This window comes from Streptomyces sp. NPDC058051, assembly GCF_042885475.1.
Taxonomy (GTDB): domain Bacteria; phylum Actinomycetota; class Actinomycetes; order Streptomycetales; family Streptomycetaceae; genus Streptomyces.
The window spans coordinates 118,916-132,021 of the sequence record NZ_JBHVRW010000004.1; the positions used below are offsets into that span (position 1 = coordinate 118,916).

At 71.8% G+C, this 13,106-nt stretch carries 12 protein-coding genes; 1 reads left to right on the forward strand and 11 read right to left on the reverse strand.

Translation table 11 applies throughout. The annotated features are described in order from the left end of the window. Nucleotides 1–40: 40 nt before the first annotated feature. From ACFVUT_RS08510 to ACFVUT_RS08550, 9 genes are all read right to left on the reverse strand, one after another. Nucleotides 41–1,576 carry a glycoside hydrolase 43 family protein gene (locus ACFVUT_RS08510; RefSeq protein ID WP_389646505.1) on the reverse strand — a complete coding sequence of 512 codons (1,536 nt, stop codon included), beginning with the start codon at nucleotides 1,574–1,576 and terminating at the stop codon, nucleotides 41–43. Next, entirely contained in the window at nucleotides 1,573–2,397 is an 825-nt protein-coding gene (locus ACFVUT_RS08515; RefSeq protein WP_389646503.1) for a PmoA family protein, read from the reverse strand. Before ACFVUT_RS08515 ends, ACFVUT_RS08510 begins: the two co-directional genes overlap by 4 nt. Further along, nucleotides 2,394–3,569: a Gfo/Idh/MocA family protein gene (locus tag ACFVUT_RS08520; protein WP_389646501.1), complete on the reverse strand. Its 1,176-nt coding sequence runs from the start codon at nucleotides 3,567–3,569 to the stop codon at nucleotides 2,394–2,396. Before ACFVUT_RS08520 ends, ACFVUT_RS08515 begins: the two co-directional genes overlap by 4 nt. A 58-nt stretch (nucleotides 3,570–3,627) precedes the next feature. Beyond that, on the reverse strand, nucleotides 3,628–4,539 hold the full coding sequence (locus ACFVUT_RS08525) for a carbohydrate ABC transporter permease (RefSeq protein ID WP_389646499.1): 912 nt from the start codon (nucleotides 4,537–4,539) through the stop codon (nucleotides 3,628–3,630). Further along, nucleotides 4,536–5,465, reverse strand: a complete 930-nt coding sequence (locus ACFVUT_RS08530) for a carbohydrate ABC transporter permease (protein ID WP_389646497.1) — start codon at nucleotides 5,463–5,465, stop codon at nucleotides 4,536–4,538. Before ACFVUT_RS08530 ends, ACFVUT_RS08525 begins: the two co-directional genes overlap by 4 nt. A 221-nt stretch (nucleotides 5,466–5,686) precedes the next feature. After that, nucleotides 5,687–7,423 carry an L-arabinonate dehydratase gene (araD, locus tag ACFVUT_RS08535; RefSeq protein ID WP_389646494.1) on the reverse strand — a complete coding sequence of 579 codons (1,737 nt, stop codon included), beginning with the start codon at nucleotides 7,421–7,423 and terminating at the stop codon, nucleotides 5,687–5,689. After that, nucleotides 7,420–8,322 (reverse strand): dihydrodipicolinate synthase family protein, encoded by a 903-nt coding sequence (locus ACFVUT_RS08540; RefSeq protein WP_389646864.1) that lies wholly within the window; start codon nucleotides 8,320–8,322, stop codon nucleotides 7,420–7,422. Before ACFVUT_RS08540 ends, araD begins: the two co-directional genes overlap by 4 nt. A gap of 32 nt (nucleotides 8,323–8,354) precedes the next feature. Beyond that, a complete protein-coding gene (locus tag ACFVUT_RS08545) occupies nucleotides 8,355–9,017 on the reverse strand; it encodes a GntR family transcriptional regulator (RefSeq protein ID WP_389646491.1) in 663 nt (220 codons plus the stop codon). Between the two features lie 68 nt (nucleotides 9,018–9,085). Continuing rightward, complete coding sequence (locus ACFVUT_RS08550; RefSeq protein ID WP_389646488.1) at nucleotides 9,086–9,436, reverse strand: hypothetical protein; 351 nt, start codon at nucleotides 9,434–9,436, stop codon at nucleotides 9,086–9,088. On the opposite strand from ACFVUT_RS08550, the gene ACFVUT_RS08555 reads away from it, so the two are divergent. Further along, nucleotides 9,423–10,670, forward strand: coding sequence for an MFS transporter (locus ACFVUT_RS08555; protein WP_389646486.1), 1,248 nt, complete (start codon nucleotides 9,423–9,425; stop codon nucleotides 10,668–10,670). The two genes, ACFVUT_RS08550 and ACFVUT_RS08555, sit on opposite strands and share 14 nt — an antisense overlap. Here the strand turns inward: ACFVUT_RS08555 and ACFVUT_RS08560 are convergent. Both ACFVUT_RS08560 and ACFVUT_RS08565 read right to left on the reverse strand, forming a co-directional pair. After that, nucleotides 10,653–11,834, reverse strand: coding sequence for a hypothetical protein (locus tag ACFVUT_RS08560; RefSeq protein ID WP_389646483.1), 1,182 nt, complete (start codon nucleotides 11,832–11,834; stop codon nucleotides 10,653–10,655). The genes ACFVUT_RS08555 and ACFVUT_RS08560 overlap by 18 nt on opposite strands. Beyond that, on the reverse strand, nucleotides 11,831–12,790 hold the full coding sequence (locus ACFVUT_RS08565) for a 5-dehydro-4-deoxyglucarate dehydratase (protein WP_389646481.1): 960 nt from the start codon (nucleotides 12,788–12,790) through the stop codon (nucleotides 11,831–11,833). The genes ACFVUT_RS08560 and ACFVUT_RS08565 overlap by 4 nt, the downstream gene beginning before the upstream one ends. Nucleotides 12,791–13,106: the final 316 nt, after the last annotated feature.

The window sequence follows — 13,106 nt, forward strand, 5'->3', positions numbered from 1 at the left end:
CAGACGGATCAGGCGGATGTGTCGGACCGGTCCCGGGCGGTCAGGCGGTGGCGCGGAAGCGGGTGAAGTCGGCTGTCCCGGCCGGCCCCGTCCCGGTCGGCGCGGTGGCGAAGAGGCCGAGCAGGGCGCCCACCCAGCGCCAGGGAGTCGCGGCGAACGGCAGGCCCGAGGGCACGAATCCGTTCCCGTCACCGGTGTCCGCGGAGAACCGGCAGCGGGCACCCGGCGTGACCTCGATCCGCAGCCGGGCCCGCCCCTCGGGGGCCGGACGGCTGTGCGCGGCGTCCCGTTCGTGTTCCGCGACCGTCTCGGCGTACCGGTGCACGAGGCGCACCCCGCCGTCCTCGTCCCGTTCGAGGCCGATCCAGCCGAACGCGTCCCCCAGCACGGCGAACCCGGCCTTCGCCCCCGGTTCCTCGCTGCCGAGCGCCACCGCGACCTCGGCCGTGAACGTCTCAGCGGGCAGCCGCTGCACGAGGACATGGGGCAGGGCCCGCAGATCGTGCGCGTACGCGGTCCGTACGCAGGCCAGACGCAGCCCGTCCCCGGAGTGCTCGACCGTCCGGCCTGGCCTCGGGTTCGCCGTCCACTGCCACTGTCTGCCGTACCGGCCGCCCGGGAAGTCGTCGTCGACGGCGGGGGCTTCGACGGGCTGGGCGGGTGCGGCCGGCTTGGGGTGCGCGAGGACCGGTTCGCCCTCGTCGCCGAGGACCGGCCAGCCGTCCTCGGTCCAGCGCATCGGCTGGAGGTGCACCACGCGTCCGTACGCCCCGCGCTCCTGGAAGTGGAGGAACCAGTCCTCGCCCGCCGGGGTGCGGACCCAGCCGCCCTGGTGCGGTCCGTTGACCGCGGTGCCGCCCTGGGCGAGGACGACGCGTTCCTCGTAGGGTCCGAAGAAGTCGCGCGAGCGGAAGGCGCCCTGCCAGCCGGTCGCCACTCCGCCGGCCGGGGCGAGGATCCAGAACTCGCCGTCGTGCCGGTAGAGCTTGGGGCCTTCGAGGGTGAACCAGCCGGGGATCCGGTCGGCGTCGATCAGAGTCGTGCCCTCGTCGAGGAGTTCCCTGCCGTCGGGGCTCATCCGGTGGCCGGTGAGCCGGTTCTTGATGCCGGAGCGGGACTTGGCCCAGGCGTGCACGAGATACGCCTCGCCGGTCTCCTCGTCCCACAGGGGGCAGGCGTCGATGAGCCCCTTCCCCGCCTTGACCAGGTGCGGAGCGGTCCACGGACCGCGCACCGACTCGGCGTTGACCTGCTGGATGCCGTGGTCGGGATCGCCCCAGAAGATCCAGAACCGGCCGCCGTGGTACCGGATGGACGGTGCCCACACCCCGCAGTCGTGACGGGGCACGGCGAAGTCGGCGGCCGGTTCCAGGCGGTCCAGGGCATGGCCGACGAGGGTCCAGTTGACCAGGTCGCGGGAGTGCAGCAGCGGCAGTCCGGGAACCCTGCCGAAGCTGGAGGCGGTGAGGTAGTAGTCGTCGCCGACGCGCACGACGTCCGGATCGGACCAGTCGGCGTTCAGGACCGGGTTGCGGTACGTGCCGTCGCCCAGGTCCGCGGTCCAGGGGCGGCTCACGCGGTCACCGCCCGGCGTACGTACGCCGCCGCCGTCGCGCGGTCGAGCCGGCCGTCCGCGACGACGGTCACGACCCGTCGTACGACGGTGGCACCCGCCGGGACCGGCAGCCGCTGCGCGGCGGCGAGCGAGGAGCCGACGCCCGGGTACTGGGTGGTCCGGACGAACCACGGGTCGCTCCGGGTCGCCTCGGTCGCCCCGGCGAAGACCAGGGTCCAGCCGTCGCCGGTCATGGCCAGCCAGTCGGCGGCCCGGCCGTGCACGGCCTCCTCACCGTCCTCGTATCCGCTGAACACGGCGGGGGCGGACGCCTCCTTCGGGGCGCGCCAGAAGAAGCCGCCGTAGCCGGCGCCGGGACGGCCGTTGGTCGCGGGGCTGCCGATCGAGAGATCGGTGGCGTTGGGGTTGGTGAGCGAGAAGGAGAGGTCCAGCGCCCATGCGGTGGAGGAGAGTTCGACGGTGGCGACGGTGCGGTGCTCGCGCAGCAGCTCCGTGCCGTGCGCCTCCCAGCTCAGCTCCTGGACGAACCCGTCGGGGTCGCGGAGCTTCCAGCCGACGTGGCGCTGGGCCCCGTGGTTGTCGAGTGCGGTGGGGCCCTGGTCGCGGACGAAGGTGCGTCCGCCCCAGAAGTTGTGCCCGGCCACGTCCGGGACGGCGACCGAGGCGCCGAGGTGGTGGAGGTGGTCGGCCGGGCTCTCCTCGGTGACGGGGACGCCCCCGAGCGTGGTGACCGGGTGGAGGTAGGGGCGGCTGTCGGGCACGGGCCGGCAGGTGTACCGGGCCACGGGGCGTCCGGCGCAGCTGAGGAGTGCGCTGGTCACGGGATACTCACCTCGCTGGGTTGCGCCCAGGGGACGCCGAGTTCGGAGAAGAGCGTGAGGGTGTCGGCGCCCGCGGCGACCGCGGCGTCGATGCCGCGCACCACCCGGCGGGCTCCGGTGGACGCCGTCGCGGGTTCGGTGTACCAGGCGTCGGCCGGCAGGGCCGCGGGCTCCGGGGCGGTCCGTACGGTTTCGACGATCCGCATGAACGCGCCGGTGCGCTCCGGTGGCACGAGGAGGTCGGCGCGCCCGGCGAGGTGGTCGACGAGGTTGTGCAGGAGGTCGGTGCGTCCGTGCACGGTCTCCTCCGGTCCGTGTCCGGCGCGCTGCACGAGCACCCGGTCCTGCTTGTACCAGAAGGTGATCCGGCCCCGGTCGCCGTGGACGATCACGTACGGTTCCCCGGCCTGTTCGGCGCAGAGGGTGACGGCGGCGGTCACGGGCAGCCCGTCCGCGGTGGTGATGCGGAGGCACGAGGTGTCGTCGGCCTCGATGTCGTGGGCGCGGTACAGCTCGGTCTCGATGGACGCGATGTCCTCGGCCCGTCCGCGGTCGGCGAGTTCGAGCGCGGTGGCGACGGCGTGGGCGAGGGGGTTGGTCAGAACTCCGTCCACGACGTCGACCGTGCCGATCCGGCGCCGGCCGGCCCAGGGCGCCCGCCGGTAGTACGCCTCGTCGCGGACCCAGGCGCCCGCGGCGCCGATGCCCCGGAGGGTGCCGATGGCGCCGGAGCGTACGAGTTCCCGGACGGCGGGCACGGCGTGGGAGCCGAAGGACTGGAAGCCGATCTGGCAGGCGACGCCGGCCGCCCGGATGCCGTCGGTCATGCGGACGAAGTCGGCGTACGTCGCCGCGGGCGGTTTCTCCAGCAGGAGGTGGACGGAGCGGGCGGCGGCGGTCAGTGCCAGTTCGGCATGCGTCTGGATGGGGGTGCAGATGACCGCGGCGCGGGCCCCGGTGGAGTCGAGCAGCGCACCGAAGTCGGGTGACTGCTCGGGCATCTCACCGGCGAAGGCGGACAGTTCGCCGGCGTCGAGCGGGTCGAGTTCGCAGATTCCGGCCAGCCGGACGAGGCCCTGGTGCTGAAGGCGGCGGATGTTGGCGAGGTGCCATCGGCCGTGCCCGCGGGCGCCCGCGAGGACGATCGGGAGGGGGGTGGGTGGCGTGGTCATCGGGGGGTCCTTCTCGACCGGTCGTGCGGGGTGCGGACGGCTCGGCGCTGCACGGTCATCAGCCCTTCACCGCGCCGGCGCTGAAGCCGGTGATCAGCCATTTCTGGATGAAGGCGAAGACGATCACCACGGGCACCGCGGCGATCACACCGCCCGCGGCGAGCGCGCCCAGGTCGACGCTGTCCGCGCCGATGAGGGTGTTCAGGCCGACCGGGATCGTCTGCCTGTCCTGCCGGCTGAGGAACATCACGGCGAACAGGAAGTGGTTCCAGCTGTGCACGAAGGCGAAGGAGCCGACGGCGATGAGTCCGGGCCGCAGCAGCGGCAGCACCACGGCGCAGAAGGCCCGGAAGCGCGAGCAGCCGTCCACCCAGGCGGCCTCCTCCAGGGAGGCGGGCACGTTCTTGATGAATCCGCTGATCAGGATGATCGAGAGCGGCAGTTGGAAGACCGTCTCGGCGATGACGACGCTGCCCAGCGAGTTGATCATCTGGAGGTTCTTGAAGATCTCGAAGAGCGGTACCAGCATCAGCGCGCCGGGGATGAACTGCGAGCAGAGCAGCGCCAGCATGAAGGCGCCCTTGATCTTGAACTCGAAGCGGGCGAGGGCGTACCCGCCGGCCAGGGCGACGAGCGTCGTGGCGATCAGGGTGCAGACGCCGACGATCATGCTGTTCTGGAAGAAGACCGCGAAGCTGCGCTCGGTCCAGACCTTGGAGAAGTGCTCCCCGGTCATCGGCCACGGCACGAGCGAGGTGGAGCCCGCGGGCCGCACGGCGAAGAGCAGCATCCAGTAGAACGGGATGAGGGTGAAGAGCAGGTAGACGCCCAGCGGTACGTAGATCTGCCAGCGCGGTACGTCGTCGTAGGCACGCTCGCGCTTTCGGCCGCGGTGCGCGGTGGGCGACGGGCTGGTGCGTACGGGCTCCTCGGCGGTGCCGATGTGCTTCTCGGCCAGTGCGGCAGTCATTTGTGGTCGCCTCCGAACTTGCTCAGGCGCAGATAGACGATCGAGCAGAACAGGAGGATCACGAACGCGACGGTGGTGAGCGCGGAGGCGTAGCCGAAGTCGTGGCCCTCGATGCCGGTGTTGGCGACATAGAGCGGCAGCGTGGTGGTCTCGCCGGCCGGCCCGCCGCCGGTGAGGGTGTAGAGCAGGTCGACGTTGTTGAACTCCCAGACGCCGCGCAGCAGTGTGGCGAGGATGATCGCGTCCCGCAGGTGCGGCAGCGTGATGTGGAAGAACTGGCGCATGCGCCCGGCGCCGTCGACCGACGCGGCCTCGTACAGCTCCTTGGAGACCGACTGGAGGTCGGCGAGGATGAGGATGGCGAAGAAGGGGACACCGCGCCAGAGTTCGGCGACGGTCGCGGCCCAGAACACGGTGCCGGTGTCGGAGAGCACCGAGGTGCCGTATTCGCCGATTCCGGCGTCCGCGAGGTAACGGCTGAACCCTGTCGAGGAGTTGTAGAGCAGGATCCAGATGGTGCTGGTCAGCACACCGGAGACGGCCCACGGCGAGAAGACCATGGCGCGGGAGATGCCGCGTCCGATGAAGGTCTGGTTGACGATCAGGGCGAGCGCCAGGCCGAGGGTGAGCTGGAGCGCGACCTGGGTGACGACCCACTGGCCGCTGAAGACGAGCGTCGTCCAGAACTGGTCGTCCTCGGTGAAGATCCGGGTGAAGTTGTCGAAGCCGGCGAAGCCGTTCCGCCACGGCTTGGTGACGTTGTAGTTCTGCAGGCTGTAGTAGAAGACGCTGATCACCGGGTAGGCGATGAAGCCCAGCATCAGCAGAGCCGCGGGGGCGATCAGCAGATACGGCAGTCGGCGGGGGCTCGCGGAGCGGCGCCGGGGCACCTTGGGCGGTGTGGCCACAGCTGCGGCTTGGGCCATGACACGTCTCCGTTCTCTCTCAAGTGCTGGGTGATGCGGGGGCGCAAGCGCTTGCCGCACGATGTTCGAGATCTCGAACAAGCGGCTCGGGGGGAGGTTCGGTCGGCGTACGGGTCGTTCGGTCGGCGTACGGGTCGATCGGGCGGCGTACGAGTCGATCGGGCGGCGCGGGGGGAGCGTCGAGCCGGCCCGGGGGCGTTCTGCCGGCGCGGGGGTGTCGTTCAGCCGGCGTAGGGGTCGGGCACGTCTCCCTGCCGGGACAGGAAGGCGAAGTCACAGCCGGTGTCGGCCTGGGTGATCTGGTCGTGGTACAGCGCCCCGTAACCGCGTCCGTACCGGGTGGGCGGGGGTGTCCACGCGGCCCTGCGCCGCGTCAACTCCTCGTCCGTCACATCGAGATGGAGCGAGCGCTCCTCGACGTCCAGGGTGATCAGGTCACCGGTGCGGACGAGGGCGAGCGGTCCGCCGACGTACGACTCGGGCGCCACGTGCAGCACGCACGCGCCGTAACTGGTGCCGCTCATCCGGGCGTCGGAGATCCGCACCATGTCCCGCACCCCCTGCTTCAGCAGGTAGTCGGGGATCGGCAGCATGCCGTACTCGGGCATCCCGGGGCCGCCCTTGGGCCCTGCGTTGCGCAGGACCAGCACATGGTCCGGAGTGAGTGTCAGAGCGGGGTCGTTGATGGTGCGCTGCATCTCCTTGTAGTCGTCGAAGACGACCGCGGGGCCGGTGTGGCGCAGCAGGTGGGGCTCGGCGGCGATGTGCTTGATGACCGCGCCGTCCGGACAGAGGTTGCCGCGCAGCACGGCGACGCCGCCCTCGTCCGCCAGGGGGTTGTCGCGTTCCCGGATGACCTCGCTGTTGTGCACGAGCGCCCCGTCGAGCTGTTCGCGCAGGGTGTCGTGCGCGACGGTGGGCCGGTCCAGATGGAGTACGTCGGTCAGCCGGGCCAGGAACCCGGGCAGCCCGCCGGCGAAGTGGAAGTCCTCCATCAGGTACTGGCCGCCCGGACGGAGGTTGGCGAGGACGGGCACGGTCCGGGCGACCCGGTCGAAGTCGTCGAGCGTGAGCGTGATCCCGGAGCGGCCCGCCATGGCGATCAGGTGGATGACGGCGTTGGTGGAGCCGCCGAGCGCGAGCACGGTGGCGACGGCGTCCTCGTACGCCTCCTCCGTGAGGATGTGTGACAACTTCCGCTGCTGCCACACGAGTTCGACGATCCTGAGTCCGGACCGGGCGGCCATCCGGTCGTGTCCGGAGTCGACGGCCGGGATGGAGGAGGCGCCCGGCACGGTGACACCGAGCGCTTCGGCGGCGGCTGTCAGGGTCGACGCGGTGCCCATCGTCATGCAGTGGCCCGGTGAGCGCGCCAGCCCGTTCTCCAGCTCGTCCATCTCGCAGTCGCCGATGAGTCCGGCCCGCTTGTCGTCCCAGTACTTCCACATGTCGGTGCCGGAGCCGAGGACTTCGTTGCGCCAGTGTCCCGGCAGCATCGGCCCGGCCGGCACGAAGACGGCCGGCAGGTCGACGGAGGCGGCGCCCATGAGCAGCGCGGGTGTGGACTTGTCGCAGCCGCCCATCAGCACGGCCCCGTCGACCGGGTAGGAGCGCAGCAGCTCCTCCGTCTCCATCGCCAGCATGTTGCGGTAGAGCATCGGGGTCGGCTTCTGGAACGTCTCCGACAGTGTGGAGACCGGGAATTCGAGCGGGAAGCCGCCTGCCTGCCAGACGCCCCGCTTGACGGCCTGCGCGCGGTCGCGCAGGTGGACGTGGCAGGGGTTGATGTCGGACCAGGTGTTGAGGATCGCGATGACGGGCTTGCCGAGGTGCTCCTCGGGGAGGTAGCCGAGCTGCCTCGTGCGGGCCCGGTGGCTGAAGGAGCGCAGCCCGTCCGTCCCGTACCACTGGTGACTGCGCAGCTCCTCGGGGCCGATCCTGCCGTCCCGGGACGTCATATCGACCACCCGGCGACCTCGGCGGCGACCTCGGCGCGCTGCGCCTCGGGCAGCACCCGGCTGGGCGGGCGGACGTCCCGGCGGCAGAGCCCCAGCGAGGCGAGGGCCTCCTTGACGACCGTCACGTTGTTGGCGGACTGCTGGTCGGCCCGGAGTTCCTCGAAGCGGCGGATCCGCTCCCAGACCTTCATCGCGGCCGGGTGGTCGCCGGCCCGCAGCGCCTCCAGCATCGCGAGCGAGACGCCGGGGGCGACGTTGACGAGCCCGGAGGTGAAGCCGGTGGCACCGGCGGAGAAGTAGGCGGGGGCGTACAGCTCGGCGAGGCCGGCGATCCAGACGAAGCGGTCCAGGCCGGCGTCGCGGGCGAAGGCGGCGAAGCGCGCGGCGTCCGGTACGGCGTACTTCACGCCGATGACGTTGGGGCAGCTGTCGGCGAGTGCGGCCAGGCGTGCGCCGTCGAGCTGCGGGTTGCGGATGTAGGGGACGACGCCGAGACCGGGGACGGCCTCGGCGATGGCCCGGTGGTAGTCGACCCAGCCGTCCTGCGAGACGTACGGGTGGACGGGCTGGTGCACCATCACCATCTCGGCACCGGCGTCGCGCGCGTGCTCGGCGGCGGCGACCGCGGTGGGCACGTCGTGCCCGACACCGGCCAGGACGGTGGCGCGGCCACCGGTCTCGTCGATCGTCGCCTCGGTGACGGTGCGCCGCTCCTCGGGGGTGAGCGCGTAGAACTCACCGGTGTTGCCGTTCGGCGTGAGGATGCGTACACCGCCGTCGAGGAGCCGCCGCAGCAGTCCGCGGTGGGTCGCCGTGTCGATGGTGCCGTCCGCGGCGAACGGGGTCACCGGGATCGCCACGACATCTGCGAGGGCCGCCTTCAGCGGGAGGAAGTCCATGCGGACAGGCCTTTCGTCGGTGTGCTGGTGGTTCATGCCCGATCCCCCTCGGTCTCCGCTTCCTCGGGGAACGCACGGCTGACGAACGACGCGATGTGCTCGTGGAGGGCCCGGGCCGCGGCGTCCGCGTCGGCGCCGAGTGCGAGCCGCAGGATCTCCCGGTGCTCGGCGGCCTCCCGCTCCCAGGACGGGATGGTCGCCCAGGCCACGGTCGACACCAGTGCGGCCTGGTCGCGGACCTCGTCGAGCATGCGGGCCAGCAGCGGATTGCCGCAGGGCAGGTAGAGCGCCCGGTGGAAGTCCCGGTTGGCGAGCGACCTGTCCGCCTTGTCACCGGCCGAGTCGGCCCGCTCCAGGGCCTCCTGGGCGGCGTCGAGCGAGGCGCTGCGGGTGATGGAGCGTCGCAGCGCCTCCGGTTCGAGGAGCAGGCGCACGTCGTACACCTCCCGCGCCATGGCCGCGTCGACCAGCCGCACGGTGACACCCTTGTACTGGCTCATGACGACGAGACCGGTGCCGGCCAGGGTCTTGAGCGCCTCGCGCACCGGTGTCTTGGAGACCCCGAACTGCGCGGCGAGCTCCGTCTCGACGAGCGCCTGCCCTGGTTTCAGCCGCGCGGTGAGGATCGCGTGCTTGATCGCCTCCAGCACGTACTGGGTGCGGGACGGAATCGGGGTGGGCGTCGCAAAGGTCATGGGTGAAGGGCTCTCACATCTCGCGTATCGCGTCTCATATATGACGTACGAAGTATGACGCGATGAAGCTAGAGCGGAGCGGAATGTTTCGTCAACGCTTCTGTCAAAAGAACTTCACCGACATCCGGCATGCGCCGTACACCCGGTGCGGGACGGGCGGTTGCGGCCGGAGGGGAGTAGGGCGACCGCCCGATGCCGCCCGGCCTCCTTACCCAGCAGCCTGACCCGGTGACGAAGGCACGGATCAGGAGGGCGGCGGGTGCGGTGGCGGGGTCGGGATCGGGGTCGAGGTCGGGATCGGGGTCGAGGTCGGGATCGGGGTCGAGGTCGGGATCGGGGTCGAGGTCGGGATCGGGGTCGAGGTCGGGATCGGGGTCGGGGTCGGGGTCGGCGACGGTACGGGTGGTGCGCGACCGCACGGCGGGGCTGCTTCTGACGGCGGTCGTCGCCTCCGGTTTCGGGACGTCCGCGATGTGGCTCGTCGCCGGGGTCTGGGTCAAGTGGCTCACCGGGTCGGACAGTCTGGCGGCGCTTGCCGTGTTCGCCATGTGGCTGCCGGTGCTGATCGGGCCCGCGCTCGGGGCACTGGCCGACCGGTTCCGCAGCAAGCCGCTTCTCGTCCGGTCGAATCTCGTGATGGCGGCACTCCTGGCCGCGCTGCTCGCGGTCGATTCGGCGGGGCGGATCTGGATCCTCTTCACCGTGCTCGTGCTGTACGGAGCGAGTTCCGTCCTGATGGACGCGGCCGAGTCGGCGCTGGTCGGCGGGGCCGTGGACGCCCGGCTGCTGGGTGACTTCAACGGGCTGCGGACGGTGGCGGGCGAGGGCATGAAGCTGCTGGCGCCGCTGGCCGGAGCCGGGCTGTACGCGCGGTACGGGGGCGGCGCGGTGGCACTGCTGGACGCGGCGTCGTTCGTACTGGCGGCGGGAATCTACGCGCTGCTGCCGGTGCGGGCTCCGGGGAGGGATCGGCCCGGGACGGATCGCTCCGGGAGCGATGTGTCCGGAACCGCTCCGTCCAGGTGGCGGGGTGAACTCGCGGCGGGCATAAGGCAGTTGTGGTGGTCGCCCGCGCTGCGGCCGCTCGTGCTGGCGGGCTCGGTGACGATGCTGTGCGCGGGGCTCAACGGAGCCGCGGTCCAGGCCGTCGTCGACGACGTTCTGGGCCGCTCCCCCGCGTACGCGGGTGTGCTGTACGCGGCACAGGGGGCCGGCTCCGTCGCCGTCGGGCTGCTGTCCGGGCCGCTGCTGCGCAGGCTGCCGGAGCGGGTGTTCACGGCGGCCGGGATCGCTCTCTTCGCGGTGGCGGTGGGGGCGCGGGCGCTGCCCTACGACACGGTGGCGCTGATGGCGAGCGCGGCCGTCGGGCTCGGACTGCCGTGTGTGCTGATCGCCGCGATGACGGCGGTGCAGCGGGAGACTCCGGGCGCCGTGCTGGGCCGTACCGCCGCGACCGCCCACACACTGATGATGGCCCCGAACGCGGTGGCACTGGCGCTGGGCGCCGGGTTGATCGCGCTGGTGGACGTCCGCGTGCTGCTGCCGGTGGCAGCCGCGGCGGCACTGCTGCCCGCGATCCTGCTGGTGGCGGGCCGGTGGGGAAGGCTGACGGGCGCCCCCACCGGCCCGCGTCCCTCATCGACCGAGGCGTGACAGCGCTCCGGCGACGGCTCCGAGGTCCGGGCCGGAGGCCAGCCCGGCGTGGTAGAGGCGCAGTTGGTTCGCGCCGAGCGATGCCGCGTGCGCCGCGTCGCGCTCCAGGGTGGCGGGGCTGCCGCCCATGCCCCCGACCACGGTGAAGTTGGCGGCGACCACGCGGTCGGAGCGGCCGGCGAACGGCCGGAGGACCGTCTCGCGCGCCGCGTCGCCGCCGGTGCAGGGCAGCACCACGCCGTCGGCCACGGAGAGGATGTGCCGCGGGTCGACTCCCACGTTCGCACCGGAGCGGTACGGGGCGGGATCGGCGTGCAGCAGCACCTGGAAGCCCTCCGCGGCCGCCGCCCGCACAGCGGCGACCGCGGACTCCTGGAGGGTACGGGCGACCTGACCGCGGAACTCCAGCGTGGCGGCGGCGAGTTCGGCGCCGAGCAGCCTCTCGACGCCGGACCAGCCGGCCTCCGGGGAGCCGGACCCCGCCCAGACCGGCTCCAGGGCCGCGCGCACGGCCCGGCCCAGCGCGTCCGCGTCCACGCCGTGTTCGCCGTATCCGGTACGGCAGTCGGGGCAGAAGCAGAGCGACATCAGATACTGCGCCGCGTCCCCGAGACCGACACCTGCGGTCTTGTCGTGTGCGTGCAGATGCGCGAAGCCGTACCAGCCGCAGGACTCCAGCTCGGTGCCGCGCGCACCGTCCCGCACCGCCGCCTCCGCCGCCAGGTCCACCAGATACGCGCGGACCGCGGGCCGCGCGATGCAGGGCGCCCAGGGATAGCGGTCGCCGTACGCGTTGACCACGCAGATGTCCGGGTGCTCGGCACCCAGCCGGGAATTGTGTGCGAGGACCACCCACGTGTGCACGTCGAGACCGGCGTCGGCGAGGGCCTGTGCGGCTTCGGCGTACGGGTCGTCCGAGGCCACCCAGGACTGTGCGTACGGGCGCAGTTCGCGTCCCGCCCACCGGGCGGCGTCCGGCGGGTAGAGCACCGCGGCGTGTTCGGCGGTGACGATGCGGCGGCCGGGGTGACGCGGGGTCAGCGCCCGGGTGGAGTGGTAGGCCGCGGCGAGCGTCACCTGCTGGACGCCCAGGTCCGCGACGCGGGCGGCCGCGTCCGGGTCGCCGACGACGTCCCACGGATAGAGAAAGGCCGAAGTCTTCACCCGCGCCGCTCCTGTCCGTACTTCTCCAGCAGTTCACGACCGCGCGCGATGATCCCGGTCAGCTCCTCGACGTGGGCCGCGGGCGGCTCGCTGAGCGGGGTGCGGACCTCACCGACGTCCAGACCGCCCAGCCGGACGGCCGCCTTGACGAGCGACACGGCGTAGCCGCGGCCCTTGGCGCGCAGTTCCACCAGCGGCCGGTAGAAGTGGTCGAGCAGCGCGTTGGCCAGGTCGTCGTCGCCGGAGTCCAGCGCCCGGTAGAAGGCGAGCGCGATGTCGGGGGCGAAGGCGAAGACGGCGGAGGAGTAGAGCCTGACGCCGATGCCCCGGTAGGCGAGGCCGGTGAGTTCGGCGGTGGGCAGCCCGTTGAAGTACAGGAACTCCCGGCCGGGCAGTTCGGTGCGGACGGCGCTGAGGATGCGCTGCATCAGGTCGAGATCGCCGTAGCCGTCCTTGAGGCCCGTGATGCCCGGCGTTCGGGCCAGCGCGACGACGGTCTCCGGAGTGAAGACGGCGTTGTCGCGCTGGTAGACGATCGTCTCCAGACCGGTGGCCGCGGCGAGGGCCGTGTAGTGGGCCAGCAGCCCCGCCTGGTCGGCGACGACGAGATACGGGGGCATGGCGAGGAGCCCGTCCGCGCCCGCTTCCTCGGCGAGCTTCGCGTACTGGATCGCGAGTGCCGTGCCGTATCCGGCTCCCGCGACGACGGGCACCTCTCCGGCGGCCTCCTCGACGGCGGCGCCGACGACGAGACGGAACTCCTCCGGCGTCAGGGCGTGGAACTCGCCGGTGCCGCAGCAGGCGAAGACGGCCGCCGCACCGCCGTCGATGCCGGCGCGCACGTGTGCGCGGAACACGTCGACGTCAACGGCGCCGTCCGGCCCGTAGGCGGTGACGGGGAAGAAGAGCGGCCCGGCGACACGGGTGAGTCGGGCAGCAAGAGGGGCTGAGGTCACGGGCGCTCCCTGAGCAAGATTCAGGCGTGCACAATTCTGATCGGTGTCCATACTCATGAACGCCCACACGCTAAGGCAGCCGCCTGTCGCAGGTCAAGGCGAGAACGCGCGCACCACGTGATCCCCCTGACGGAGCCATCGGCTCCGCGCGCACCCGCCACGCGCGGCGCCCGCCCCTTGACGCGGCACGTCCCCACTTCTTAGCTTGTCCATGCATATGAATGCCGTCCATGGATTTGACGCCCCGTGGGTACAGGTCGCAGGTACCGCGGGGGCCGTGCCGCGCGCGCAGGCCGTGCGCGTGCGCCTATGTACC